27 protein-coding genes are annotated in these 26,417 nt (G+C 61.8%); 6 read left to right on the plus strand and 21 right to left on the minus strand.

The genetic code is table 11. The features are described 5' to 3' along the window. Positions 1-160 precede the first annotated feature (160 nt). The 4 genes from JGZ97_RS13125 (at position 161) to JGZ97_RS13140 (ending at position 3,805) form a co-directional block, all read left to right on the plus strand. Positions 161-1,153: a hypothetical protein gene (locus tag JGZ97_RS13125; RefSeq protein ID WP_207063094.1), complete on the plus strand. Its 993-nt coding sequence runs from the start codon at positions 161-163 to the stop codon at positions 1,151-1,153. Positions 1,154-1,215: 62 nt separating this feature from the next. Beyond that, positions 1,216-1,683 carry a hypothetical protein gene (locus JGZ97_RS13130; protein ID WP_207063095.1) on the plus strand — a complete coding sequence of 156 codons (468 nt, stop codon included), beginning with the start codon at positions 1,216-1,218 and terminating at the stop codon, positions 1,681-1,683. Positions 1,684-1,809: 126 nt separating this feature from the next. Further along, a complete protein-coding gene (locus JGZ97_RS13135; RefSeq protein ID WP_207063096.1) occupies positions 1,810-2,007 on the plus strand; it encodes a hypothetical protein in 198 nt (65 codons plus the stop codon). 172 nt (positions 2,008-2,179) lie between these two features. Next, positions 2,180-3,805 (plus strand): BatD family protein, encoded by a 1,626-nt coding sequence (locus tag JGZ97_RS13140; RefSeq protein ID WP_207063097.1) that lies wholly within the window; start codon positions 2,180-2,182, stop codon positions 3,803-3,805. Between the two features lie 12 nt (positions 3,806-3,817). Here the strand turns inward: JGZ97_RS13140 and JGZ97_RS13145 are convergent, their stop codons facing one another. Further along, the gene (locus tag JGZ97_RS13145; protein WP_207063098.1) at positions 3,818-4,744 is read right to left on the minus strand and encodes a TIGR01777 family oxidoreductase; all 927 of its coding nucleotides are present in this window, start codon (positions 4,742-4,744) and stop codon (positions 3,818-3,820) included. Positions 4,745-4,816: 72 nt separating this feature from the next. Between JGZ97_RS13145 and JGZ97_RS13150 the strand changes: the two genes are divergently transcribed. After that, on the plus strand, positions 4,817-5,425 hold the full coding sequence (locus tag JGZ97_RS13150) for a riboflavin synthase subunit alpha (RefSeq protein ID WP_207063099.1): 609 nt from the start codon (positions 4,817-4,819) through the stop codon (positions 5,423-5,425). 74 nt (positions 5,426-5,499) lie between these two features. After that, a complete protein-coding gene (locus JGZ97_RS13155; protein WP_207063100.1) occupies positions 5,500-6,648 on the plus strand; it encodes a sensor domain-containing diguanylate cyclase in 1,149 nt (382 codons plus the stop codon). Between the two features lie 38 nt (positions 6,649-6,686). Here JGZ97_RS13155 and JGZ97_RS13160 read toward each other — a convergent pair whose 3' ends face one another. The 20 genes from JGZ97_RS13160 to JGZ97_RS13255 form a co-directional block, all read right to left on the minus strand. Next, entirely contained in the window at positions 6,687-7,088 is a 402-nt protein-coding gene (locus JGZ97_RS13160) for a PilZ domain-containing protein (RefSeq protein ID WP_207063101.1), read from the minus strand. A 2-nt stretch (positions 7,089-7,090) separates the two neighbouring features. Then, entirely contained in the window at positions 7,091-7,636 is a 546-nt protein-coding gene (locus tag JGZ97_RS13165) for a hemerythrin domain-containing protein (RefSeq protein ID WP_207063102.1), read from the minus strand. 125 nt (positions 7,637-7,761) lie between these two features. Next, on the minus strand, positions 7,762-8,010 hold the full coding sequence (locus tag JGZ97_RS13170) for an anti-sigma factor (RefSeq protein ID WP_207063103.1): 249 nt from the start codon (positions 8,008-8,010) through the stop codon (positions 7,762-7,764). Continuing rightward, positions 8,004-8,642 (minus strand): RNA polymerase sigma factor, encoded by a 639-nt coding sequence (locus JGZ97_RS13175; RefSeq protein WP_370584064.1) that lies wholly within the window; start codon positions 8,640-8,642, stop codon positions 8,004-8,006. Before JGZ97_RS13175 ends, JGZ97_RS13170 begins: the two co-directional genes overlap by 7 nt. Before the next feature lie 60 nt (positions 8,643-8,702). Continuing rightward, the gene (locus tag JGZ97_RS13180) at positions 8,703-9,491 is read right to left on the minus strand and encodes a DUF547 domain-containing protein (protein WP_207063104.1); all 789 of its coding nucleotides are present in this window, start codon (positions 9,489-9,491) and stop codon (positions 8,703-8,705) included. Positions 9,492-9,504: 13 nt separating this feature from the next. Further along, positions 9,505-10,092, minus strand: coding sequence for a carboxymuconolactone decarboxylase family protein (locus tag JGZ97_RS13185; RefSeq protein ID WP_207063105.1), 588 nt, complete (start codon positions 10,090-10,092; stop codon positions 9,505-9,507). Positions 10,093-10,115: 23 nt separating this feature from the next. Further along, positions 10,116-10,790, minus strand: a complete 675-nt coding sequence (locus JGZ97_RS13190; RefSeq protein WP_207063106.1) for a haloacid dehalogenase type II — start codon at positions 10,788-10,790, stop codon at positions 10,116-10,118. Positions 10,791-10,853: 63 nt separating this feature from the next. Beyond that, positions 10,854-11,753, minus strand: a complete 900-nt coding sequence (locus JGZ97_RS13195) for a DMT family transporter (protein ID WP_207063107.1) — start codon at positions 11,751-11,753, stop codon at positions 10,854-10,856. A 102-nt stretch (positions 11,754-11,855) separates the two neighbouring features. Then, positions 11,856-13,484 carry a methyl-accepting chemotaxis protein gene (locus JGZ97_RS13200; protein WP_207063108.1) on the minus strand — a complete coding sequence of 543 codons (1,629 nt, stop codon included), beginning with the start codon at positions 13,482-13,484 and terminating at the stop codon, positions 11,856-11,858. Positions 13,485-13,733: 249 nt separating this feature from the next. Further along, a complete protein-coding gene (locus JGZ97_RS13205; protein ID WP_207063109.1) occupies positions 13,734-14,951 on the minus strand; it encodes an O-succinylhomoserine sulfhydrylase in 1,218 nt (405 codons plus the stop codon). 9 nt (positions 14,952-14,960) lie between these two features. Then, a complete protein-coding gene (gene purF, locus JGZ97_RS13210) occupies positions 14,961-16,475 on the minus strand; it encodes an amidophosphoribosyltransferase (protein WP_207063110.1) in 1,515 nt (504 codons plus the stop codon). A gap of 108 nt (positions 16,476-16,583) precedes the next feature. Next, on the minus strand, positions 16,584-17,078 hold the full coding sequence (locus JGZ97_RS13215) for a CvpA family protein (protein WP_207063111.1): 495 nt from the start codon (positions 17,076-17,078) through the stop codon (positions 16,584-16,586). 61 nt (positions 17,079-17,139) lie between these two features. Beyond that, the gene (locus JGZ97_RS13220) at positions 17,140-17,718 is read right to left on the minus strand and encodes an SPOR domain-containing protein (RefSeq protein ID WP_207063112.1); all 579 of its coding nucleotides are present in this window, start codon (positions 17,716-17,718) and stop codon (positions 17,140-17,142) included. Continuing rightward, entirely contained in the window at positions 17,715-18,989 is a 1,275-nt protein-coding gene (folC, locus tag JGZ97_RS13225; protein WP_370584065.1) for a bifunctional tetrahydrofolate synthase/dihydrofolate synthase, read from the minus strand. The genes JGZ97_RS13220 and folC overlap by 4 nt, the downstream gene beginning before the upstream one ends. Positions 18,990-19,014: 25 nt before the next feature. Continuing rightward, positions 19,015-19,878, minus strand: a complete 864-nt coding sequence (accD, locus tag JGZ97_RS13230) for an acetyl-CoA carboxylase, carboxyltransferase subunit beta (protein WP_207063114.1) — start codon at positions 19,876-19,878, stop codon at positions 19,015-19,017. Positions 19,879-19,944: 66 nt separating this feature from the next. Continuing rightward, positions 19,945-20,751: a tryptophan synthase subunit alpha gene (gene trpA / locus JGZ97_RS13235; RefSeq protein ID WP_207063115.1), complete on the minus strand. Its 807-nt coding sequence runs from the start codon at positions 20,749-20,751 to the stop codon at positions 19,945-19,947. A 15-nt stretch (positions 20,752-20,766) separates the two neighbouring features. Further along, positions 20,767-21,957, minus strand: a complete 1,191-nt coding sequence (trpB, locus tag JGZ97_RS13240) for a tryptophan synthase subunit beta (RefSeq protein WP_207063171.1) — start codon at positions 21,955-21,957, stop codon at positions 20,767-20,769. A 13-nt stretch (positions 21,958-21,970) separates the two neighbouring features. Beyond that, positions 21,971-22,597: a phosphoribosylanthranilate isomerase gene (locus tag JGZ97_RS13245; RefSeq protein ID WP_207063116.1), complete on the minus strand. Its 627-nt coding sequence runs from the start codon at positions 22,595-22,597 to the stop codon at positions 21,971-21,973. A 56-nt stretch (positions 22,598-22,653) separates the two neighbouring features. Then, the gene (gene truA, locus JGZ97_RS13250) at positions 22,654-23,493 is read right to left on the minus strand and encodes a tRNA pseudouridine(38-40) synthase TruA (RefSeq protein ID WP_207063117.1); all 840 of its coding nucleotides are present in this window, start codon (positions 23,491-23,493) and stop codon (positions 22,654-22,656) included. A gap of 1 nt (position 23,494) precedes the next feature. Then, positions 23,495-26,371: a FimV/HubP family polar landmark protein gene (locus tag JGZ97_RS13255; protein WP_207063118.1), complete on the minus strand. Its 2,877-nt coding sequence runs from the start codon at positions 26,369-26,371 to the stop codon at positions 23,495-23,497. Positions 26,372-26,417: the final 46 nt, after the last annotated feature.

A 26,417-nucleotide genomic window follows, 5' to 3' on the forward strand; every position in this document is an offset into this window, starting at 1 on the left:
CGCCTTCTTGTAGTTTCTTTACAGCCCTCGTGGATTATCCATTCCTGTGGACTCACCTGCCACTTCGCGCCGCAACATTAGCTTTGACAGCATACCCTGAGCACCCCATTATTCGACCTGACGGCCCAGGCGCCGGTAAAGCATACGCAAGGGAGGGTCCATGGTTCACGCCCACCTCAATCGCCACGATGCGATCTCAAGGATCGAGGCCCGCTGGGCGCAGACGCCCTCCTGGCGCGCGCAACAACGCCCCTACCAGGCCGAAGACGTGGTGCGCCTGGTGCCACCTTCCAGGCCGGATCTTGAACGCGCCCGAGCCGGTGCCCGGCGCTTCTGCCAACTCATGGAGACGAGCACACCGTCCACGCCGGTTCCGGTTGCGCTCGTACGCAGCGCAGGCCAGGTGCTTTCCTGCCTGCAGGAGAAAAGGGCTACCATCAGCCTGGTAGACGACCACGAAGCGCTGGCCCCGTCCGCGAACGGCGTACAGGAAGCGCCCTTGCTTACGCGGATCAAACGAATTTCCGGTGCCCTCCATCGCGCGGCTCACCGCGAAGGCGGCGCGGCAACCATTGCCGAGCAGCCCCCCCTTGTCGCCGATACCGGGGTGCGGCTTGACTCTTCACTGGACATCTACCAGGCCGTGCTGGAGCTGATTGCCGCCGGCGCAGCGGGGGTGATTCTGGACTCCAGCAGCCTGCAGCCTGATGCCTCCCTCAAGCCCCTGAACCCGGAGCTGATGATCAAGCGTCTCATCGCCGCCCACCTGGCCGCGGATGTACTCGACGCGGGGACGCTGATCCTGGCCAGAACCGGCAGCCTCGGCCCTGCCCCCAGTGATGACGCCATAGAACAGCGGTTTCGCCCCATTTGCCAGTGGGGAAAACAGGCCGATGTGTTGATTCTTGAGCTGGATTGCCATGACCTGGACTGCACCGCCCGCTGGGTAACGGCATTCAAGCGCCAATTCCCCGGCAAGCGTTTTGCCTACGGTGGCCCGATCCCGCCCATGCCCGCGTTTTGCCGCCAGCTTGAAACGATGGGCTTTGCCCTGCTGATGCCGCCCCATCCGCTCGCCGCTACCTCGCTCAAGCAAGCCACGGCAGGCCAACCCTCCCGCGCCTCGGGCGACCCAGACCTTCCTGTGCGCTAAGCCACCTGTCCAGCGCAAGGCCGCTGTTGTTAAAATGGCGATTTTTACCGGGAGGGGGCTTCATGACCAAAAACATGCTGGCGACTACGGCGCTATTCGTCTGCCTGACAGCAAACACTGCTAACGCACAGGCTCAGCCAAGCGTACTTGAACAGCTCCGTTTTCTCAGCGTCGAGTACCTGATCTACACCGACCAACTGCAAAAACTCGACGCCACCCCATGCGGGGCTTCAGCGGCCAGCCCCCACAACCTGGAGGCAGCCCGGCGCTGGCTGCTGGACAGGCTCAGGGAGGAACACCGTGCCGGATTCGAGGCACTGTTCCAATCGCCCCAGGTACAGCAACTGTTGGAGGAGAACAGCCGCGGTATCGCCAGCCTGCTGGGCGCACCGGGACTGGTCGGTCTCAACCAAAGCCTAAACGAGCGCCAACGCCAAGCCTGCCAGGAGTTTTCCCTGGTATTTCAGGATAACCTGGCCGCAACCCGGGAGGAGCTCGACACTTTACTGAAAGCTTACGGCGGACTCTGAACCCCTTGCGCAGCACATCAATTCGGGCTACGTCTTGCGCCCGCGCAAAAAACCATACAACTCTCGGGGCAAATGTACGTGCCGGCTGCAATACTGTGTGCAGACAAAGCGATACAGGAGGCGTCTATGTTTACCGTAACCAGAGGAACGGAGGTCTTCGTGGTAACCGGCTATTGCGACAGTCAGATGCACCTGCAGGGATTTCTGGGTGAAGTCGTGGCCGAAACCGGTGGCCGGTTTCTGGTTCGCGACCCGCGGGGCGAGGTAACGAGCTGCACCCGGGATGAACTGCAACCCCCACCCACATCGCGCCCCCGCGCATAAGCCGTTTTCGATCAACCACCGCACGACATAAATCAAAGGAGTGGCCGTTCGCCCCCGGGGTTTGCTCAACCCCGGGGGGGCGGGATAAAATCCTCCGCATTTGCCGACCTTAACACCCGCTGTACTTTTCACCGCTCGCGGCTGAGAGTCAGGCGTCGCCCCCAGGACCCGAATGCTGACCCGTTGTTTGCCCCTGCTGTTGCTCCCCTCTCTGGCCTTGGCCGAGGTTCAACTCAATGCCGAACGCGATTCGGGGCCGGCCGGCACCGCGTTCGAACTGGTGATCGAAGCTACCCAGTCCCGCCCGATATCGAGCCTGGATTTAGCCCCGGTAAAGAACCAGTTTGAAATCCTCAGCCAGCGACACAGTTCCCGCTCCAGCTTTCAAGGCGGTCAAAGCCTCTACACCCACCGTTGGAACTTACAGCTTAAGCCCCGCACTACCGGCACCCTGACCATCCCCCCCCTGGTCGTGGGCTATGAGCGCAGCCCGCTGTTTCGATATCAGGCCACGCCTGGCGCCCAGAAACCGGCCCTTTCGACGCCTTCAAAAAACTCCGTGCGCTTAAGCGTCGAGCTGCTGGAAACGCTGGTGTACAGCCGCACCCCCAACCAGCTTCGAGTCCGGCTCCACTATGCCGTGCCACTCAGCCATGCGGAACTCACCGAACCGAGCGTCGAGGGGCTGCATATCGAGGCCCTCGGCGAACCTCACCACGGACAGGAGACGGTCGACGGTCAAGCGTACCGCACCATCGAGCAGCACTACCTGCTCCTGGCCGAGCATGCCGGAACGTTTGAAATTCCCCCCATCGAATTTGAGGGCGTTGCGCCCTCGGGCTCTGCCGAAGGGCTCCGCCTGAAAACCGAACCCCTGAGCCTTGAGGTGTTACCGCCCCCAGCCGAAAGCGTCGAACCCTGGCTTGCAGCCACCGAACTGCGCCTCAGCCAACAATGGGCCCAACCGCCGCAGAACCTGCGCGCCGGAGACACCCTCAACCGCACGATCACAATCGAGGCCCACGGCATTCCCGCCAGCTGGCTTCCCGTGCCGTCCCTTGAAGCACCGGAAGGTGTACGAGTGTTTCCCCAGCCGGTACGCAGGACCCAGGACACCCGCAACGGAACCCTGGTCAGCCGCCTGGAGATGGATATTGGCCTGCTCTTTACCCGCCCCGGCCCGGTCACCCTCCCCAGCCTGGCGCTGGATTGGTGGGACAGCGTCCGCGAGCGCCCGGAACGCTCAGAACTCGCCGCCACCAACCTGGTGATCGAGGGATTTGTTGACACCGAGTCGGAATCGGCCCCCAGCGAGGCACGCCCCGCGGCTCCCTCGGAAGCCGCTGCCGGCAGTTTTGTCGGGGGACAGTGGAGTGCCTGGCTTTGGGCCCTGATCGGGCTGATCTGCGCAGCAGGCTGGTCCTTGAGTCGAAGCAAGCTCAGACAGACTGAAGCGTTGCTGGCGCAAGCACGTGAGGAGCTGCAAACGCAACGCCAGGCCAACGCCCAGGCGGACTATCGTGAAGAAGAGGCGCATGCGTTCAACGCCCTCGCCCACGCCTGCCGGCAAAACGACCCGGAAGGTGCGACACGGGCCCTCATCCAATGGGCAAAGTACAGCTGGCCTGAGCAGGCGATCGGCAGCTTTTCCGACCTGGAGATCAATGCCCAGGACCCCACCCTCAGCTACCTTCTGCGCAACCTGGAACACAGTCTCAGCGGAGTCGACGACGACCCCTGGATGGGAGATCTGTTGCTGAGCCAGGTGGACCGCCTGCGCCGGCGCCGCCGGCGCTAGCCCGGCAATCTTTTATCCGCCCTTGACCGCTGCGGCAAGAGCCCTTTCCAGCGTTCGGTAGCGGAATTCAAACCCCGCCTCTTCCAGGCGCGCAGGGACCACCCGCTGACCTTCCACCAGCAACTCCGCGCCCTCCCCCAACAACAGGTTCAATACCGGGGCGGGAACACGGAACAGCGCGGGACGCTTCAAGCGGGCGGCAAGCTCCCGGGTAAAAACTTCATTGGTTACCGGTTCCGGGGCCGTGGCGTTGAAAGCACCGGCGAGGGTCTCCCGCTCCATCAGAAAACGCAACACCGCCACCATGTCGTCAATATGGATCCAGGAAAACCACTGCTTGCCACTTCCGATCGGGCCGCCGAGCCCCAGCTTGAAGGGCAGCAGCATGCGCTTCAGAGCGCCGCCGTCGCCACCCAGCACAATCCCCGTCCGGGAAAGACAGACCCGTGCGCCCAGGTTTTCAGCCTGTAAGGCTTTCTGCTCCCAGTCGTGACAGAGCTTGTGCGCAAAGCAGTGAGAAGGCTGGGCCCCCTCGCCTCGCTTCAGGTCATCGACCTGGGAGCCGTAAAACCCCACCGCCGAGCCGCTGATCAGCGTCGGCGCAGGACCCGACAGCCGTTCGATCAGCCCCAGCACCGCCTCGGTGGTTTTCAGCCGGCTATCGTAAAGTTCCTGCTTGCGCGCCTCGCTCCAGCGCCGGTCCAGGATGGGGGCACCGGCCAGGTTGAAGATCACGTCGATGGGCTGGCTTTCCGGCACTTGCTGCAATGAATCCAAGGCACGAACCCCTTTTCCCCAGCGTTTTTTCAGCTTCGAGGGGGAGCGGCTTACCCCCCATACGTCATGACCATCAGCGAGCAGTGAATCGATAAGGTGGGAGCCGATAAATCCAGTGGCCCCGGTAACCAGCACCACTTTGGTTTTTCCTTGGCTTTCCATTGTTTACCCAACCTCATAAAATGGCGCAACGATGCAAAAAAGCTTAGCAGCCAGCTACAGGAGCAACCATTCATGTTTACCGGGATTGTCCAGGGCACCGCTGAAATTGTCGCCCTCGAAGAAAAGCCAGGGTTGCGCACCCATACCCTGGCACTTCCCGGCGAACTGTTACCGGGGCTCGTCACCGGCGCCTCCGTCGCGCACAACGGCTGTTGCTTGACAGTCACCGATATTCAAGACGACCGGGTACGTTTCGACCTGATGCAGGAGACGCTCAAGGTGACCAACCTGGGCACGCTAAAGATTGGAGACCGGGTTAACGTGGAGCGTGCCGCCCGTTTCGGCGACGACATCGGCGGCCACGCCATGTCCGGCCATATCGTCTGCACGGCCCCCGTCTGTGACCGAATCGATACCGAAAACAACCGGCAACTCTGGTTCCAGGTACCCGCCCCCTGGCACCGCTACCTGTTTACCAAAGGTTATATCGGCATTGACGGAGTCAGCCTCACCATCGGCGAGGTTGAGGGCGACCGCTTCTGCGTCAACCTGATCCCCGAAACGCTGGAGCGAACCAACCTCGGCTGGCGCCAAATCGGGGACCGGGTCAATATCGAGGTCGACCCTCAGACACAGGCCATTGTCGAAACCGTCGAACGGGTGCTCGCAGAACGTGGCTGAGCCTGCGTGGCCGTACTGGGCTTTTTCCCGACAGGGTGGTAATGTCAACCGGTGACTCAGGGCATCGATGCAGTATGAACCCGCTGGAAAAAGAGAACCGCAGCTTAAAGCGCACCCTCCACGTCCTTATCAGCAAGGCTGAGCGAAACCGGGACGTGCTGCACACTTTCCAGGAAATAGAACTGCGGCTGCTGTCCTGCGGCAACCTCGCGGACCTGCTGGACATGATTCTGATCAGCCTGCGCGAATACTTCCAGCTGGATGCCGTCAACCTGGTGCTGTTCGACCCGGAGCACGCCGCCCGTGACCTGATCGGCGAGTACAAGCCTCCCAGCGGCGCCGCCAGCCTCGAATTCACCGAAACCTACGCTCACCTGCGCCAGCTCTATCCGGGCAAGCCACGCACCCACCTCGGTATTCCCAGCCACGACACCCGGGCCTTCGCCTTTCCCGGCAAACCGAGGATCATGAGTTGCGCCCTGCTCCCCCTGGTTCGCCAGAACGTGATCATCGGCAGCCTGCACCTGGGCAGCAACGACGCCAGCCGCTACAACAAGCACGTGGCCACCGATTACATCAACCACCTCTCCTCGATCGTCTCGGTCTGTATCGAAAACTGCATCAACCAGGAGACCCTGCGGCGGCTCAGCATCGTGGACATGCTGACCAAGGTGAACAACCGCCGCGCCTTTGACCAGGAGCTGGTGCGCGAGATCTCTCGCAGCGGGCGCAACAACCAGCCCTTGAGCTGCCTGTTCGTGGACTTGGACCACTTTAAGCAGATCAACGACAGTCACGGACACCAGACCGGCGACCGGGTCCTGAGCCGCGTGGCCCAGTCGATCAAACAGAAACTGCGCCAGACCGATTTTATTGCCCGTTACGGGGGCGAGGAGTTCGCTGTTTTACTGCCCGGCTGTGACCATGATCGTGCCCTGGCGGTGGCGGAAAGTATTCGGCAGCACATCTGCGGGACCAGTTTCTTTTCCGAGGACGGGGTCGCCATCCCCGTCACCCTTTCCATTGGCATTTCAACCTGCCCACCGCAAAGCCATGACAACGCGAGTCTCGAGCGCTGTGCTCGCCGAATTGTCGCCTGTGCCGACAAGGGGGTTTACATGGCCAAGGAGTCAGGACGGGACCAGGTGATCTTCGTGCCCCTAAGCGGCGTCGAGGCGTCGCCCGAAGCGCCGGAGCCGCGCAGCTTCCCACTGTCGCTCTAAGCTGCGCGTGTGTCGCTCTAAGCTTCGCGTGTGTCGCGCTAGGCCTCGCGTTGCCGTTCGCGGATAAATCCGGAGAGGCGCGCCTGGGAAGCCGGCTCGATCGCCGTATAAAGCAGCCCTAGCTGGAACCAGTCGCGACCAATGCGGCGCACGTAGACGCTCTGACAGCGAACCAGGATCGGCGCCTGCGCCTGGGTGCCATCAAGCGTGAACTCCAGCTCGACAGAGGCCGCGCGACGGCGTGCTTCACCGCCACCGTGGTTAGGCAGAATCGTGTCCACCAGCGCCCGGCTCCCTTCCAGGCGGACACCGCTGCTGGACAGGTTGGTGAGTTTCGCCGACGATTCGCGCCCGCCTGCGCAACGCACCCGCCCTTCAAGCGCCACCTCAACCCGCGGCGCCTGACGGGCATCCTGAACGTAAGCCAGCATCTTCGCCATATTCAGTGCAGATCCTTGATCAGCGCCTCGCAGAGGGCCTGGTAGCGTTCGGCGAGCTGTCGCTCGCCAGTGCGGTCAAGCTCGGGGGCCGTCGCCTGGAAGTGAAGCCAGTTATCGGGTGTCAGGGTGCGCTCAATCAGCGGAAATAAGCGCTCCTCCTCCCGCGTGAGGTGCCGAAGCTGTTTATCCATGAAGCGTTCCAGGTGAGGGGGGAAGTCCTTCTCGGCAACGGCATCCCCGGATTTAATTCTTCCCAGCGTCTGGCGCAGTTGCGCGGTGGCGGCTTCCAGCTCCACGTGCTCGTGCAACTGACGGTTCACCTGGGCCGTCGACTCCGGGTACCAACGGCGCAAAAACTCAAACACCCGGGTCTCCTTGCGATGATGGAAACGGTCGGCATAGTCGCACAGGTAATCCACCGCCTCGGCCATCAACTTAAAATTGACCGGCTGTCCCAGCGCCACGGTCCCGAGCTTATTGCGCAACAGAGTCAGGAGCGAACGGATATGCTGGTGATCTTCGTGCAGCTCGTTCATCAAAGGCATCATGCCTACAACTCCCGTTGAAAACTGATCCCCGGGCAGCGACACCGGACACGGACTACAGCTGACTATAGCCTAAGGCGCAGCGCAAGCCTTTGATGAGCGTCAAGCAACGCGCCCCGGGGAGAGCATCATCCTGGCGGCGACTCGCGCTTCTCCAGACTATCGAGGCGTTGAGCAACCGCGTCGATCTTAGCCTGCTCAACCGGTGAGCAGGGCAGCCGGCGCACCATTTCAATTGTGCGGCGAAACTGGCGAACGAAACGCAGGCAGGGACGGCACATAGCCAAGTGAAGGCGATACTGCAGGGCCGCCCAGAAGCCCAGTTCACCATCCACGTAGGCGCTGGCTTTTTCAGCAATTTGCTCGCATTTCAGCATTCGCCCGTCTCCTGAAAATGTTCAATTTTGCCAAACAAACGAACCCTGGCCCGGTGCAACAGAACCCTGGCATTAGAGGCCGAAATCTCGAGGATATTACAGATTTCATCAAACCCGCTGCCCTCCAGGTCCTTGAGGGTGAACACAGCCTGCTGGAGCGGCGGCAACTGATGCAGCGTCTGCTCGATGCACCGCCCCATCTCCGCGTTGGTCAGCAATGCATCCGGTGCGTCCGCGTGCCACTGCACCGGCGGACGCTGCCAGTGCCCGTCGTCCGCAAAGCGGTCGGCCAGCAGAGTCCCGCTGTCTCCCTGCAGCTGTTCCAGGGATGTATAGCGCTTTTCGCGGCGCAATCGGGTCTTGGCCTCATTGGCGGTGATCCGCAAAATCCAGGTTTTAAGGCTTGAGCGTCCTTCAAAGCCGGACAGGGCGCGGTAAACCGAAATCCAGGCTTCCTGCACCACCTCGTCGGCAATGGATTCACCCACGATGGTGCTGGCCAGGGAACGCATGGGGGCATAATACGCCGCCACCAGGCGGTTAAAACTCGCCTCATCGCGCCGGCGGAGTCCAGGCAACAGCTCCCGTTCAAAATCGGCAACCGTAGAAACAGGGGCGGACGTTCGGGTCACATCGGGCTCCGGTAAACAACACAGTTCAATTGCGCAGGATACACCCCTGACAGAATGCCGCTACTCCCCGTTCAGGGACCAGTCGTAATCCAGATAGCCTTTCAACACGGGCGTGAGCTTGGGCCGATAACGCACAATGTAGTTAAGCGTGCCCTGCGGCTGAAAGTCATCAGCAAACCAGTCGAAAATTTTTGAAGCCCAAAAGCCGTCGGCATCCTCCCTCACCCCCTTGGTGGGGTTGTTGAGAAAGCGACGGGCCTGATCGTCCAGCTGCCTGTCCAGGTGTTGAGGCCGGTAGGCTTCGGTGTGCAGGTCCGGGCAGCTCAAGGAGGCGCAGACAATGGCGAAGTGGATGCGGGGCTCGCCCAGAACGCGCAGGCGCTCATGCTCGATCTGGTCCAGCGATAGCAGCTCCCCCGCCGCCTCTCCGGCTTCCAGATCCCACACCGAACGGTACCAGGGGCCGGCGTCCTTGATGCTCGCAAGCGGCCAGTGATCCAGCACCACCTTGATCGCCAGGATATTGTAGGCATTGATGTAGAAGGCCAAGCGCGCCTCGCGCGCCCGCAGGGCCGCGTCGGGATAGGCCGCCAATCCAGCGAGCAACTGTTGAAAGCGCGGATCTTGCCTCAGCCCGCTGTAATCGACCCAGGCCAGCTCCACCCCCTCACTGCGGTGGCGACTGACGTAAGTCTGCAAGAGCGTATCGTAAAGGACCCAGAGCAGCTCCTGCTCCTGCTCCTGGCCCTGGCCTTGCGCCTGACTGAGGGCTGCAAAGCCCAGCCAAAGCCCGATGATGAGCAGCCAGCCGCCCCGTTTATGAGGCCCATTACGGCGGCTATTCCCCATGAGCGCTCCCCCTTCAACGCCGCTCGGGGGGAGCGCCGTCGTCAAAACCGTCTGTCAGGCCGGGCACCTGACAGAACCCCTGGGGCGCGACGTCCAAGGCCGCGTTGAACTTGCTGGATAGGTTTTGGAACGCAATCAACCCGGTGAGCTCCACCAGCCCGTCATCGTCGAAGTAGTTACGGAGTGTCGCCACCAGCCCGGCGCCGACATCCCGGTCGGTGTAGGTCATCGCCTCGGCGTACGCCAGCACCGCCCGTTCGCGGGCATCGAACAGCGTGCTCTCCCGCCACCCGGCCAGAGCAGCCACTTTGTCCTCGGTCCCTGCACGCCGCGCCAGGGTCGCCCCGTTAATATCGACGCAGAATGCACAATGGTTGATCTGGGAGACGCGCACCGTGACCAGCGAACGGAGCACCGGGTCCACCGGCGAACGGCGCCGATCGAGCACGCCATAAAGCAGCGCCACGGCGGCGAACAGCCGCGGAACCCGGGCCCACAGCAACCCCGGCTTCAACACCTGCCCATAGCGGCGTTTCTGGCTCCAGAAAAAGGGTTTCAGCCACCAGGGGTAGGCTTTGAGCGGCTTATCTTGTACGTGCATCCCGGCTCCTGGAAAAGCGGGTATCAGGTACCCAGGCGTTGGGCGAGTTCCTTGAGGTCGGCCACCACCAGATCCGGCTCGATGCCCCAGGGATCAAACAGCGCCCCGGGGGCACGCTTAACCCAGGCGGCCCTGAGGCCGGCAGCCTTGGCGCCAATCACGTCAAACGGATTGCTGGAAACCAACCAGGTGCGGTCACCGGGCGTCCCAAGCTGATCAAGGAGATATTGATAGACCCTGGGCGCAGGCTTGAAGACTTCCACTTCATGCACGCTGATCACCCCGTCGAGATGGGCCAGCACGCCGCCGTAACTCAGGAGCTGACGTACCTGGTCAGGGTGACCATTGGAGAAAGCGACCTTCTTGTAACCTTGGGCGGCGAAGGTTTCCAGGGCTGGAATGACATCAGGGAACGGGGCAAGCTCCTGGTATTGTTCCAACAGCTGCTGTCGCTCTTCCGCTGCCAGGCTGACCCCACAGTGGTCCTGGGCATAATCCAGCGCCTGGGCGGTGCAGACCGAAAAGTCCTCGTAGAGATCCATCAGGCCGCGGCGAAAGCTGTATTCCAGCTGTTTCTGACGCCACACGGCCGCCAGCTCTTCGGCTTGCTCTCCCACCAGGCCCTGCAGCTTATGCTTGACCTCCAGGGGATCGACAAGGGTGCCGTACACATCCAGTGCCAAGGCGTGCGTGCTCATCCGTCCTCTCCTCAGTTTGCGGTAGCGGCGGCCTGAACAGATCCGGGTGGGGGCTGGCGCCGGTTATCCCGCCACGCTCGCCGCCCGCGCGGTTAGCTTCATTTGGCTCAGGAACACGCCCCCGATTACCAGGGCGGCGGCAAGCCACTGCTCAACGTTCAGCTGCTCACCCAGCAGCCACCAGGCCAACAGTACGGTAAACACCGGGATCAGGTTGACGAAAGCCGAGGCCTGACTCGCGCTGATCCGGGCTACTGCCACATTATAGAGGCCGTAAGCACCGATGTTGATCAGCGTCCCCAGGTAGATGATCGCGGCCAGCCCGGGACCGGAGTACGCGGGCGGCTGCTCCCAGCTCGCCACCAGCGCCCAGGGGAGGAAAAACAAGGCACCGGCAAACGCCTGGAATGCGGTCAGCAGCCAGGCGGAGTAACGGCCGCTCAGGCGCTTCAGACAAAGGGTATAGGCGGTGGCGCAGACCATGGCGCAGAATTCAAAGAAGTTGCCCAGCAGGGGGGCTGGCGCCGATTCCTGGCTGTCGGCGCCGAGGCTAAGCCATACCGCGCCGAGCATCGCCAGGGCAAAACCGGCCCAGGCGATGGGGTCCAGCCGCTCACGCAGCCAGACGAACGCCCCCATGGCCACCAGCAACGGCAGCATAGCGGTGATCACCCCGGCCTGGGAGGCGCTGGTCAGCTCCAGGGCGCGGGCCTCGAAAAGAAAATACAGACAGGGCTCGCTCAGCACCATCAAACACAGCAGCAGCGCATCGCCAGGGCGGTAGGCGGGTCGTGGCAGCCAGCGCCAGACGAGCGCGAAACAGAGTGTCGCCACCAGCATACGGCCAAAGACCACCAGCATCGGGTCGTAGTAACGGAAAGCAAACTTGAGCGCCACAAAAGAGCTGGCCCAAAGCAGCATGGCCACCAGCAGGCTGGCAGCGGCAAATGAACGGTCGGACATCACGCATTCTCAACGCCTGCGACACCCCCGCTGGGTGTCGCCGAAACCAAAAAGGCACCGCTGCTAAGCGGTGCCTTTTATTTCCAAAGAACGGCGATTGTATCAGGCTTTGAACTGCCCCAACAAGCGATGCAGATCGTCCGCCAGCTCCTTCAACCGCACCCCGGAACGGGCCACTTGATCGGCGCCGCCGGCGGTCTCCGTGAAGGCCTGGTTAATGTTGTTGACGTTCTGGTTGATCATCTCCACGGTGGCGCTCTGCTCTTCCGTGGCCGAGGCGATCTGGGTATTCATGTCCGCCGCCTTGAGCACTTCATCGGTGATGACGTTGAGCGCCTCCCCGGCGGTGTTGGCCTGGGTCACGCTGATCTCCGCCTGCTCGCGGCCAGAACGAATGGTGCTCACCGCCTTGCCCGCCCCGGTCTGCAACTGCTCAATCATCCCCTGAATCTCTTCGGTGGACTCCTGAGTGCGCTGGGCCAGGGTGCGTACCTCATCGGCGACCACCGCGAAGCCCCGCCCGTGCTCCCCGGCGCGGGCCGCCTCGATGGCCGCGTTCAGGGCCAGCAGATTGGTCTGGTCGGCGATGGAGCGGATGACATCCAGAATGCCGCCGATATTCTGCACCTCGGACTCCAGGACCTGGATGCTTTGCGCCGCTTCGTCAACGCTCTCGGCCAAGCGGTTAATCGAGGTAACACTCTCGCGAACCACGGTCTGCCCGTCCAGGGCGCGCTCACGCACCGCCTGTACGGAAGCCGCTGCATCGGCAGCGTTCTTCGCCACTTCCGCCACGGTGGCGCTCATCTCATGGACCGCCGTCGCCACCTGGTGGGTCTCTTCCTGGTGGATGCCCAGGGACTGGTTGGCTTGCTCGGTGACCACTGCCATATCCTCGGCAGAGGAGACCAGGTGCTCACCGATGCCCCGCATCTGCAGCACCGTGTGCTGAACTTTCTCCGCGAAGGCGTTAAAGCCGGCGGCCAGTTCGGAGAGCTCATCGCGGCCGTCTGCGTCCATCCGCACAGTGAGGTCACCATCACCCGCGGCGATATCGTGCATCGCGCGCGTAGTCCGCCGCAGGGGCCGGATAATGCTGTTGCAGATCAGGAAGGAGAGACCCAGAAGCAGCAACAAGACAGTACCCAGCATCAGCAGCCGGCTCATCAGCTGGGCGCGGAAAGCCTGATCCACGTCATCAACGTAGACGCCGGTGCCCACGACCCAGCCCCAAGGTGCAAACCCCTTCACGTAGGAGAGTTTGGGCACGGCCTCGTCGCTGCCTGGACGCGGCCAGTAATAGTCGACGTAACCGGCGCCCTGCTCCCGCACCACGCGTACGAACTCGCTGTAGAGGCGCTTGCCCTTTTTGTCCGCCACATCGCCCACCGGCGTGCCGTTAAGCGCCGGCTTGATCGGATGCATCACCACCCGCGGCGTCATGTCATTGATCCAGAAGTACTCGCCGCTGTCGTAACGCAGGCTGGCGACGACTTGCTTGGCCGCTTCCTTGGCCTCGGCCTCCGACAGCTCCCCGGCGGCGGCCCGCTCGGCGAACCCTTTTAACACCGCGTGGGCGGTCTCAACCTCACCACGGATATGGTCCTGCTTGAAGGCCATCAGCTCTTCACGCTTGTTAAGCACCTCCACCAGGTAGGTCGCGGCGAAAATCACGATAGAAAGTATGGCCAGCAGCCAGATACGCTGGGCCAACGTCAATTGCTTAAGCATGAGTTCCTCTGCTATTGCTGCACGGGAATAGGGGCGCCTGTAACGCCGTTATCCAAAAGCAAAGCCCCCTTCGCGGGTGGCGGGAACATCCAGTTCGATTACAACAGGCGGGGAATTGGGAAGTTGTTCTTTTTGATGGGAGGGATATTACGCGCCTGCATGAAGATGTAAAGCACGGATGGGAAGGCTAAAACCTTTTTTTGCGCCCGGTCAATTTTTCACCCGGGCGCAAAAAACCTCCGGCGGTTTTTACAGCGCCTGCAGCCCCCGCGCTAGGTCCTGCTGAATATCGGCCTGCGCCTCCAGCCCCACGGAGAGGCGAATCAGGTTATCACCGATGCCCGCTTCGGCCCGCGCCTCGGGACTCAGGCGGCCGTGGGTGGTGGTTGCCGGGTGGGTGATGGTGGTGCGGGTGTCGCCCAGGTTGCCGGTGATGGAGACCATCCGGGTAGCGTCGATAAAGCGCCAGGCGGCTGCCTGCCCCCCCTCGACCTCAAAAGCGAGAACGGCGCCGAATGCGCTCTGCTGCGTCTTGGCCAGCTCGTGCTGGGGGTGGGAAGCCAGCCCCGCGTAGTAGACGCGACTGATCCCGCCTTGCTCCTGCATCCATTCGGCCAAGGCATGGGCGCTACGGCTCTGGGCATCCATCCGCAGCTTCAGGGTTTCCAGCCCCTTGAAGAAGACCCAGGCGTTAAACGGACTGAGGCAGGTGCCGCCGGTACGCACAAACCCGTAGACCTCTTCCATCAGCGCATCGGGGCCGACCACCACCCCGCCTACGCAGCGGCCCTGACCGTCGAGAAACTTGGTGGCAGAGTGCACCACGATATCCGCGCCCAGCGCCAAGGGGCGCTGCAAGGCGGGCGTGCAGAAGCAGTTGTCGACCGCCAGCCAGGCACCGCCTGCGTGGGCAACATCAGCAATGGCGCGAATGTCCGCCACTTCGGCCAACGGGTTTGAGGGCGTTTCCAGAAACAGCAGTTTGGTGTTGGGACGCATGCCCTGGCGCCAAGCCTCAAGATCGGTGGGGTCGACAAAGCTGGTAGTGATACCGGCGCGGGTGAAGTACTTTTCCAGCAAGGATACGGTAGACCCAAACACGCTGTAGGAGCACAGGACATGGTCCCCTTGCTCCAACAAGCCCAGACCCAGACTGAGAATGGCCGCCATCCCCGACGACGTGGCCACGGCCCGCTCGCCGCCTTCCAGGGCCGCAATGCGCTCCTCGAAAACCCGCACCGTGGGGTTGGTAAAGCGAGAGTAGATATTGCCCTCCTCGTCACCGCCGAAGCGCGCTGCGGCCTGGGCCGCGCTCTCAAATACGAAGCTTGAGGTGGTGAAAATGGGCTCACCGTGCTCGGCCTCGGCCGTGCGGTAGTGGCCACCGCGAACCGCCAGGGTCTCAAAATCGGTTTCGCGCAGGTCGGAATCGAGCCGCCACTTGGGGGCTTTAATCTGGTCGCTCATGGCCGGCTCTCAAAGCTTGTTGTGCAGGTTGTTGGTCTCGTCGCTGTCGACCTGCGGACTGTCCTGCTTGGCCGCGTCATTGCGCTGGGCATCGAGTTCTGCGAGATAAGCATCGTCGATATCCCCGGTAACGTAGCGGCCATCGAACACGGAACAGTCGAACTCGGTAATGCGCGCATCACCGCCCTGGGTGGAAGTGATCAGGTCTTCGAGGTCCTGGTAGAGCATCCAGTCGGCACCGATCAGCTCCCCGACCTCCTCGTCCGTGCGATCGTGGGCAATCAGCTCGCTGGCCGAAGGCATGTCGATGCCGTAGACGTTGGGGTAGCGCACCGCCGGCGCCGCGGAGGCGAAATAGACCTTCTTGGCGCCCATTTCCCGGGCCATCTCCACGATCTGGCGTGATGTGGTGCCACGGACGATGGAGTCATCCACCAGCATCACGTTCTTGTCGCGAAATTCCAGCTCAATGGGGTTGAGCTTGCGGCGCACGGTGCGCTCGCGCAGCTCCTGGCCCGGCATGATAAAGGTGCGGCCGATGTAGCGGTTCTTGATAAAGCCCTCGCGGAACTTGACCCCCAGCCGGTTGGCCATCTCCATAGCCGCGGTGCGGCTGGTGTCGGGAATGGGAATGACCACATCGATGTCGTGATCCGGCCGCTCGCGCAGCACCTTCTCGGCCAGCAGCTCTCCCTGCCGCAGACGCGCCTTGTAAACGGAGATGCCATCGATGATGGAGTCCGGACGGGCCAGGTAGACAAATTCGAACAGACAGGGGCGCAGTTGTGTCTGGGTGGCGCAAAGGCGGGTATGCACCTCCCCTTCACGGGTGATGTAGATCGCTTCTCCAGGAGCAAGATCCCGCACCCGGGTGAAGCCGCAGCTATCCAGCGCCACGCTTTCCGAGGCCACCATGTACTCGTCCCCCTGGGGTGTCTCGCGCTTGCCGTAAACTACCGGCCGGATACCGTTGGGATCGCGGAACGCCAGGACGCCGTAGCCGGTAATCATGCCGATCACCGCGTAACCGCCCTGACAGCGTTTGTGGACCTGTTCTACAGCGGTGAAAATATCATCGGCGGAAGGTTGCAGCTTTCCCAGCCGCTGCAACTCGTGTGCGAAGACATTGAGCAGCACCTCCGAATCGGAGTTGGTATTGATATGGCGCAGGTCGGTGCGGAAGATGTCCTCAGCCAGCGCCTTGGCGTTGGTGAGGTTGCCGTTGTGGGCCAGGGCAATTCCGTACGGAGAGTTCACGTAGAAAGGCTGGGCTTCGGCAGAGCTGGAACTGCCCGCGGTGGGATAGCGCACGTGGGCGATGCCCATGTTGCCCAGCAACCGCCGCATGTGCCGGGTGCGGAAGACTTCGTTCACCAGCCCGTTGTCCTTGCGCAGGTGGAAACGACTCTCCTGGCAGGTGACCATGCCGGCCGCGTCCTGGCCCCGGTGCTGCAGCACCGTCAGCGCATCGAACAAAGTCTGGTTAACGTTGGATTTGGCAACGATGCCTGCTATGCCGCACATTAAATGCACCTCATCAACTGCGAGAATCAGGATTTATAAAAAACGGGCTTTGACAGACCGCTTTTTGCAACCCCCGACGTCACTGGGCAAATATTATAAAACGCTCAATCAGCGACCGATATTCAGAATCAGGCTAGATGCCCCCGAAGCGACATCCCGGGTCCAGTCTTCCATGAGTTGGAAATGGGGAATCAGCGTGGATTCGCTCCACCAGCGATCCTGAATCACCGGAGTCATGCCCAGCAGCGCCACCGCCACCACCACGATCAAGCCGCCCCGGGCCGCCCCGAAAACCATGCCCAGCACCCGGTCTGTGCCGCTCAGCCCGGTGGCCCGCACCAAGGCGCTGATCAGATTGTTTAAAAGCGCGCCGGCAAACAGGGTGGCGATAAACAAGAGCAGGAAAGCGGCCACCACACGCGCCGAAGGGGTATCGATGTATCCGGCCAGGACCGCACTGAGCTGATCGGTAAACAAGCGGGCGATAACAAAGGCCGCCACCCAGGTGAGCAACGAAAGCGCCTCTTTGACAAAGCCCCGCTTCAGGCTGATCAATGCGGAGACGCCGATCAGGACGGCGATAACCCAGTCTGCCCAGTTCATGTGATATCTCTCAATGGCGACGGCTGCGAATTCTAACAGAGCCCCCGGTCATGCCCAAGCACTAGGGGCGAAAGCGCAGCACCAATCCGTCGAGGTTAAAATCCCGCTTAAGCCGCTGACGAAGCTGCTCGACGCTGCTGCGCTGTACGTCAGGCCCGACAAAAACCTGGGTCAGCTCCGATTTCTGCCGGAGGTAGGCCTTATATCCTGCCTTGACCAGGCGGGCTTGCAACTTGCTGGCGTTGCCATGATCGCGAAAACTGGCCAATTGCAAGGTCCAGGCCACCGGAACCCCCTGGGTGTCGAGCACCGGTGGATCGGTCTCCAGCGGCAGGGCCTCGGTCGGAACGGCGGGCGACACTTCGGAGGCAGCGGGTGCTTCGACGGCTTTCGGCGTGGTCGCCACCACCGGCGCCGGATCGGGCTGCGGCCGGGGCGGCGCCAGGTCGGTTGTCTCTTCCAGCGGCGTCGTTTCCGGCTCGAATTCCGCCCAGGGAGGGGCCTCGGGGGCCGGGGGAATTTCGGTATTCAGCTGCCGTTGTCGATAACCCTCACCGTCCAGCAGCATGGGCAGAAAAATCGCCGCTACACTGAGCAACACCACAAAACCGAGTATCCGCTGCTTACGCTGTGGGGTCACTGTTCTTGCTCCAGCCGGGCCAAGACGCCGGCCACGGTAAAGAAAGAACCGGCGACCAGAATTCGCTCCCCGGCCGCACTTTCCGCCACCGCCCTATCAAGAGCCTCATCGACGGTGTCATGACAAGTCGCTAGCGCCTCACTATCCGTCTGCTGCAAAGCATCCAGCAGGACCGTCGCAGGGAGCCCCCGGGGCACACCCAGGGACGCCAGACACCAATCTGTCACGTGCGGGGCCAAGGCTTTAATACAACCACGCACGTCCTTGTCATCAAGCATTCCCAGTACGCAACGGGTAGTCCCCTCTTCCCGTGCCAAGCGGGCGCCAAGGTAGGCCGCCGCTTGCGGGTTGTGAGCAACATCCAGCACCAGTTTTCGACCATGATAGGCACACTCCTGCCAGCGACCGGTCAGGCGGGCCCGGCTCACTGCGGTGCGCACAGCCTCATCAGACAGCGCCAGACCGGCAGACAGCAGGGCCTGGATGGCGGTGGCAGCATTCTCCTCGGGAAGCCGGGGCTCACCGATCGCACCAATCGACCGCGCAGCATTCGACTGATCCACACCGTAGAAGCACCAGTCCTCCACCCCCTTCCGGCGCCCGAAATCCTGCTCCAGAACCAGCGGTTCAACACCCAGCGATCTGGCTTTCGCCGCGACGCTGGCTGGCAGTCCGGGGTCTCCAAGCACGGCTTTCGCAGTGGCGCGGAAAATACCGGCCTTCTCCAGACCGATCTGTTCAAGATCTGCTCCCAGCCACGCCTCGTGATCAAGGCTGACAGTGGTCACCACCGCCACGTCGGGATCGATGACATTCACCGCATCCAGGCGCCCGCCCAGCCCCACTTCAAGCAGCACCACATCCAGCGGCTGCTGACGAAAAATCCAGAGCGCCGCCAGGGTGCCGTATTCGAAATAGGTCAGGGAAACATTGCAACGGTCACGCGCCGCTTCGACGCAGCTGAACGCCTCGCACAACAGGGCATCGCTGACGGCCTCTCCGTCGAGCTGCACCCGCTCGTTGTAGCGCAGAAAATGGGGCGAGGTATAGGCACCGAAACGGTATCCGCCCGCCTTCAGCATCGCCCCCATGTAAGCGACGGTCGAGCCCTTGCCATTGGTCCCGGCCACGGTGATCACTTTGGGGCCAGAGGTCTCCAGTAACCCCAGCTCCTCGGCGACCGCCCGGGTACGCGCAAGTCCCAGCTCGATTTCCACCGGGTGGACCGCCTCGATAAAGGCGAGCCACTCGGAAAGGGATGAAAATTCCACAGCCATCTATGCAGGGGCAGCAGGATCAGGCAGCGGGCAAGGATTGCAGCTTACGCAAAATCGCCGCCAAGCGCTCGCGCATCTGCTCCCGGGGTAGAATCATATCCACCGCCCCGTGGTCCAGGAGAAACTCACTGCGCTGGAAGCCTTCGGGCAGCTTTTCGCGTACCGTCTGCTCAATGACGCGGGGACCGGCAAAGCCGATCAACGCGTTAGGCTCGGCAACGTTGAGGTCTCCCAGCATTGCCAGACTCGCCGACACGCCCCCGAAAACGGGGTCGGTTAGCACGGAAATGTAGGGAATGCCCTCGGCTTTCATCTTCTCCAGCGCGGCGCTGGTCTTGGCCATTTGCATCAGCGAAAAGAGCGCTTCCTGCATACGGGCACCGCCGCTGGCAGCAAAACAGATCAGGGGAAGACGCTGCTCGAGACAGACGTTGACCGCCCGCACGAAACGTTCACCGACCACCGCTCCCATGGAACCGCCCAAAAAGCTGAATTCAAAGGCCACCGCCACCAGGGGGACGCCTTCCACCTCTCCGCGCATCGCCACCAGGGCGTCCTTTTCGCCGGTGCCCTTCTGAGCGGCGCTGAGACGATCCTTGTATTTTTTTGAATCGCGGAACTTGAGGCGATCGACCGGCTCTACATCGGCCCCGATCTCGATCCGGTTGTCGGGGTCGAGAAAGAGTTCCAGCCGCTTACGGGCCCGAAGGCGCATATGGTGGTCGCACTTGGGGCACACGTTGAGATTCTTATCCAGCTCGGGACGGTAGAGTACCGCCTCGCACTTGGGACACTTCTTCCACAACCCCTCGGGGATATCCTGCTTCTTCTTAGTCTCAGAACGAATCAGGGAGGGGACAATTTTATCTAGCCAGTTACTCATAATCTCTCCAGGGGAGGCCGCCTCAGGTCGGCCTCGGCGTTACGCTCGATGCTCTCGATCTTTTCGCTACGCGCGGTCCATGGCGGCACGCATGTCGGCGACGATGGCAGCCACTGCCGCCGGCACCTTGTCCGGCTCGCTCGCAAGCTCTGCGATTTTATTTACCAGCACGCTGCCGACGATCACCCCGTCGGCAATACGGGACACGGCGGCGGCAGAAGCCCCGTCTTTAATTCCAAAGCCCACCCCGAGGGGCAGACCGGTCTGGGCGCGAATCTTTTCCAGCTGCCCAGCCACCGCCTCCACATCCAGCGCGGCCGAGCCGGTAACACCCTTCACCGACACATAGTAGACATAACCGCTACTTGCCTCGCAGATAGACCGCATCCTGGCCTCGGAGGTGGTCGGTGCCAGCAGAAACACGGCATCCATTCCCGCTTGCTTAAGAGGCCCTGTGAATGCCTCAGCTTCTTCGGGGGGCAGGTCGACCGTCAGCACGCCATCCACTCCGGCAACCTTGGCCCGCTCGATGAAATCAGCGTAGCCCATCGCTTCGATCGGGTTGGTGTAGCCCATCAACACCACCGGCGTATCGGCATCTGTTTCACGGAACTGCGAAACCATGGCGAGCACATCTTTTAGGGTGACCCCATGAACCAGCGCCCGCTCGCAGGCGAGCTGAATCACGGGGCCATCGGCCATGGGATCGGAAAAAGGCACGCCGAGCTCAATGATGTCGGCGCCGGCCTCCACCAAGGCATGCATCAGATTCACGGTTACGCCAGGCGCCGGGTCTCCCGCCGTCACGTACGGGATCAAGGCACTGCGACCCTCGGCTTTAAGCCGAGCCAGACGGTTCTCTATACGGCTCATATGAACAGAATCCTTTTATACCGTGATGCCATCGATTTCAGCGACAGTATGAATATCTTTGTCGCCCCTTCCGGACAGATTAACGACCAGCACTTCGTCCGGACGCATGCCCGGTGCCATCTTGATGGCCTGGGCGACGGCATGACTGGACTCCAAGGCCGGCATAATCCCCTCCACCCGGGTCAGGGTGCGAAACGCATCCAGTGCCTCATCGTCGTTAATGGCGACGTATTCAGCACGACCCGTGTCCTTCAGCCAAGCATGCTCCGGACCCACACCGGGGTAATCGAGACCGGCGGAAACCGAGTGGGTGCCGATGATCTGACCGGCATCGTCCTCCATCAGATAGGTGCGGTTACCGTGCAAAACACCGGGGCGCCCTGCACACAGCGGAGCGGCATGCTTACCCGTCTCAATGCCGTAACCGCCGGCCTCGACGCCGACCATCCGTACCGCGGCATCGGGAATAAAGGGATAGAACAGCCCGATCGCATTGGAGCCCCCGCCCACGCAGGCAACTAGCGCATCCGGCAGGCGGCCGATCTGGTCCAGGCACTGGCGACGCGCTTCGCGACCGATCACCGACTGAAAATCCCTCACCAGCTTGGGATAGGGGTGGGGACCGGCGACGGTGCCAATGATGTAGAACGTATCATCGACGTTGGTGACCCAGTCCCGCATCGCCTCGTTGAGTGCATCCTTGAGGGTACGGGTACCGGACTCGACCGGCACCACTTCCGCGCCCAGAAGCTTCATTCGGTAGACATTCAGAGCCTGGCGCCGAACGTCTTCGGCGCCCATGTAGACCACACACTTGAGGCCGAGGCGCGCTGCCACCGTAGCGCTGGCGACTCCGTGCTGACCGGCGCCGGTCTCGGCAATAATGCGCGGCTTGCCCATGAACTTGGCCAACAGTGCCTGGCCAATGGTGTTGTTAACCTTGTGCGCCCCGGTGTGGTTCAGGTCCTCGCGCTTTAAATAGATCTGCGCGCCGCCCAGCTCACGGCTCAACCGCTCGGCATGATACAGGGGGGAGGGGCGACCTACGTAATGGGCCAGGTCGCGGTCAAACTCTTCCTGGAACTCAGGACTGTGCCAGAGACGCTCGTAGAGCTCCGCCAGCTCGTCGAGGGCCCCCATCAGGGTCTCGGAGGCGAAACGCCCGCCATAGGGACCAAAATGCCCTTGGGTATCGGGCAGGTCCATCAGCGTCTTGAAATCAATGTTTTTCGGCACAACGCACCTCGTGCAAAAAGTTTTTTACCAAAGCGGGATCTTTGATGCCTTTGGCTGCCTCGACCCCCCCGCTGACATCGACCGCGTACGGCGCGACCTCTTTGATTGCCCGCGCCACGTTGAACTCGCAGAGCCCACCGGCAAGCACCACCGGCTGCGGCAATTGCCGGGGAATCAGGTTCCAGTCAAAGGTTTCGCCGGTCCCTCCGGGTACCCCGGGACGGTACGCATCCAGCAGCAGGCCACGGCTGTCGTCATAGGTCTTGGCGGCTGCGAGCAGATCCAGCGCGGGCCTGACCCGCAGCGCCTTGATATAGGGTCGCCCGTAGCCCCGACACTGCTCGGGGGGCTCCTTGCCATGAAACTGCAGAAGGTCCGGTGAAACCCGGCTGCAAACCGCCGCCACCAGCTCGGGCTCCGGGTCAACAAAGAGCGCCGTGACAGTAATGAAGGGCGGCAGCTGTGCGCAAATCGCCGCGGCCTGCTCGAGCCCAACGGCACGCGGGCTGGGCTCGTAAAAGACAAGCCCGATTGCGTCGGCGCCCGCGTCGGCCGCGCTCAGCGCATCCTCGACCCGGGTGATGCCGCAAATTTTGACCCTGGTTCGCACGCTAATACTTATCCGCTGCAAAAAAGCCAAATACTATCAGATGCGTGACCGCTTGGTTAGTCGAGGAACGGCAAAAATGCCGGCCCCAACTCCGACGCCGGGAGCCCGAATTCAGCCGGATAGCGGGCATCCACAAAATACAGCCCAAACGGCGGCGCGGTAACGCCACCCAGACGCCGGTCACGCCCATCCAGCACTTCCTTAGCCCAGAGGGGATCCGCCTCGCCGGCGCCGATTTTCATCAGCACACCGGCAAAATTACGAATCATATGGTGCAAAAAAGCATTGGCGCTGACATCGATCACCACCAGGTGCCCGAAGCGCTCCACAGAGAGGCGCCTCACTTCGCGCACAGGGCTGCGCGCCTGACAGGCAACGGCACGGTACGCGCTGAAGTCATGACGCCCCACAAGGTGGGCGGCTGCGGCACGCATGGGCTCCACGTCCAGCGGCTTATGGGTCCAGGTCATCTGCCGGTGCAGCAGCCCCGGCTTTACCGGGCCGTTGTAGATGACATACCGGTAACGCCGCTCAAGCGCCGAAAAACGGGCGTGAAAATCGCCTGATACCGGCCGAGCCCAACGAATTGCAATATCCCGCGGCAGGTTGGTATTGGTGCCGAGCACCCAGGCGCGCTCATCGCGCTTGGCATGGGTGTCAAAGTGGATGACCTGGTGGGAGGCGTGAACGCCGGCATCGGTGCGCCCGGCACACTGCACGAAGACTGGCTCGTTTGCTACCCTGGACAACGCGCGCTCGACACACCCCTGCACGCTGGCCACATCCCCCGGCTGACTCTGCCAACCATGGTAGGCGCTACCGTCGTACTCTACCGCCAGCGCATAACGAAAAGGAGGCGGACCGGCCGCCTCCTGGGTTACTGCATTTCGATTCATTTTATTTCAATGCTGCCAGCATCTCTTTCGCTTCTTCGACCTGCTCGGCAGACCCTTCGCGAATTACTTCCTGGAGAATATCCCGAGCACCATCGCTGTCATCCATGTCGATATAGGCCCGCGCCAGATCCAGCTTGGTGCCCACCTCGTCAGCTCCCTCAAGGTAATCGGTTTCAGTACCACCCTCCTCCAGGGAGGTCTCCTCCAAGGACAACGCGTTCCCTTCCTGCTCCAGCATCTGGTTGAGCTCCGCCTCAAGGTCGCGCTCTTCGGCACCGTCGAAATCGTCCTCGAGCTGCAAACCCGAGGCGGTCGGTGCCTCCTCAATGACCTCGAGGGGCGCTACCGGCTCCGCGGACGCCTCCGGTGCCGCTTCGACATCATCATCGTCCAGCTGCAGGGTAAACCCTTCCTCCGCCGCCGGCGTCTCGTCATGACCAGCCATCTCTTCCTGGGCACCGCCCTGCTCTTCCGCTCCGCTATCGAAGCTGGCAAAAAGCGCGTCCAGATCGGCCTCAGATTCGGCCTCGGCAGCATCAGGAAACGCCGTGGACTCAACTTCCAGTCCGCCCTCCGAGACCACATCAGCAGTCAGCTGTTGATCTTGCAGTTCTTGATCTTGCAGTTTTTGCTCGCCTGCTTGCTCTAAAAGCTCATCAAGCTCAGCCTCAATCCCAGCTTCCGCCGCGTCAGGCAAAACTTCTTCACCGGCCTCCTCAGTGACCTCTTCAGACCCCTCGGGCTCGACCGCGCCAGCACTGTCGCTCTCGCCCAGGATGTCATCGAGCCCACCCAGCAGGTCGACATCCTCTTCCTCGGCCTGCTCTGTTACCACTTCCGAAGCGATTGTTTCGAAGTCATCGGCAACCTCGGCAACCTCGGCACTTGCCTCGACGGACGCATCGCCACCCCCGCCCAGGATATCATCCAGCTCGTCCAGCACCTGACCGTCATCGTCGCCACTGCTCGCCGCTTCTGCCTCGAGGGCGTTCTCAGCCGCATCACTAGCGCCAAAGAAAGAATCCAAATCTCCCAGCGACTCAACCTCTTCCGCCTCTTCGGCGGAATCAACCCGTTCTAGCGAACTGCTAGCGCTATCCGCGAGGACAAAATCCAGGTCATCATCCTCCTCAGAGTGCAGAGAGCTTTCCAAAGCATCGTCATCAACCGCAGGCTCGATCTCATCGCCCGCCGACTCATCAACAGACAGGTCATACTCATCATCACTGAGCAACGACTCAGCAAACTCAGCCATTTCAGGGTCTTCTTCCACCGGCTCATCGATTCGAAGATCCATGTCCAGATCGTCGCCAAGAGACGCTTCGAGATCCTCAGAGGTCAGGCTGTCAAACTCATCGTCCGCAATCTCTTCAGTCGCGATATCGAACGGGTCCTCCGGCTCATCGTCCTGGCCGGCCTGGGCCGCCGCCACCGCCGCTGACGCCGCCGCAGCCCCCGCTACCACCTTGGTATCGGAAGCGGTTCGCTCGTTCGCCTCCTCCTGCTCCCGCGAATCCAACTCCGCCATCGCAGCCTCGACGTCCTGTTCCTCTTGGGCCTTACGCTTACGCGCCAGGAGCAAGCCTCCGGCCAGCAGCGCCACCAGCGCACCGAGCCCGCCGAACAAAACAGCCGGGGTGTTCATCAGCTTTTGCAGCGCACCCGCCGGCTCAGGGGCCGGCTGCGTCTGAGCTTCACGCAGCTCGGCCTGAAGGGTGGCCAACTGCTGATCTTTCAGCTCAAGCAGACGCTGCATCGACGCCATCTGTTCGCCCAGTTGCTCCAGACGCTGGAACATCTCGGCGTTATCTCGCTCAACCTTGTCGAGCCCCTCCAGGGTCACCACCAACTGCTCTTCGAGCTCGCGGTTTTTTGTCAGCAGCTCCTGCTCAACAGCCTCGGCACCGCTGTCACTGGCCTGCGCCTCGTCGGCGACAACCGGTTCCGCGGGCTCCTCGACAGCGCTTTCAGGCTCCTCGGGCTGACTGACGATACGCAGGCGCGACTCCTCGGCTTCACCGGCATCACCCTCTGCCGCCTCAGAGGCCGCGACCGCATCCAGGGATTCGCCCTGCGCAGACGCCTCCTGCTGCTCCCCTTCACCACGCCAGGCGACATTCTGTCGCTTAACCTCCTCAATGGACTCCTGCCTGCCCAAAATGGCAACCTGCTCGGCGCTGGGAATCCTCAACACCGCACCCGATTTGAGGCGGTTGATATTGTTGTCGATAAAGGCATCGGGATTGGTTTTCTGCAGCGCCAGCATCATCTGCTGGGGCGTGATGCTACTTTCCGGGCGTGTTTTCAGGGCAATAGACCAGAGCGTGTCATGCTTGCCGACCCGATACTCATCAGCAACGGAAGCAGCCTGCGGCGCCGGAGTGGTCTCTGCCGGGACGTCAAGCGCTGGCTTAACAGGTTGTTCCAATGGCGCGGCTGCTGTGGGAGGCAGCGGCACGGCACGAGGAGCAAGGTCTTTGGCGGTAAACACGGGCGGATCCAGCAGCACGGTGTACTCTCGCACCAGGCGACCGCTCGGCCAGTTCACCTCGACCAGGAAATTAAGAAAGGGCTCACGAATAGGCTCGCGGGTGCTCAGGTATATTTTTCCGCCCTTTTCTTGAATTTCGAGCTCAAAACGAATATCCGAAAGCACCGCCGTCGGTTTTACACCCGCCAGATAGAACTCGTCGGTATCAGCAAGACCCGCAATAATTTGCGACGCCGACAAATCCCGAGTCTGAAGCAGGTCTATTTCGGCCTCGAGTGGCTGATTGAGGGCGGAGTGGACCGTCACCTCACCCAGGCCGAGCGCCTTGACCTGAGCAGCGTTGAGCGCACCCAGGGCAGCAAGACCGACCGCAAACTTTCGCAACATACTCTCTTCCTTTTGTGCACAGCCTCGAAGCGTTGTTCGAAGTAGA

It is taken from the genome of Motiliproteus sp. SC1-56 (genome assembly GCF_017309075.1).
GTDB lineage: Bacteria > Pseudomonadota > Gammaproteobacteria > Pseudomonadales > Balneatricaceae > Motiliproteus.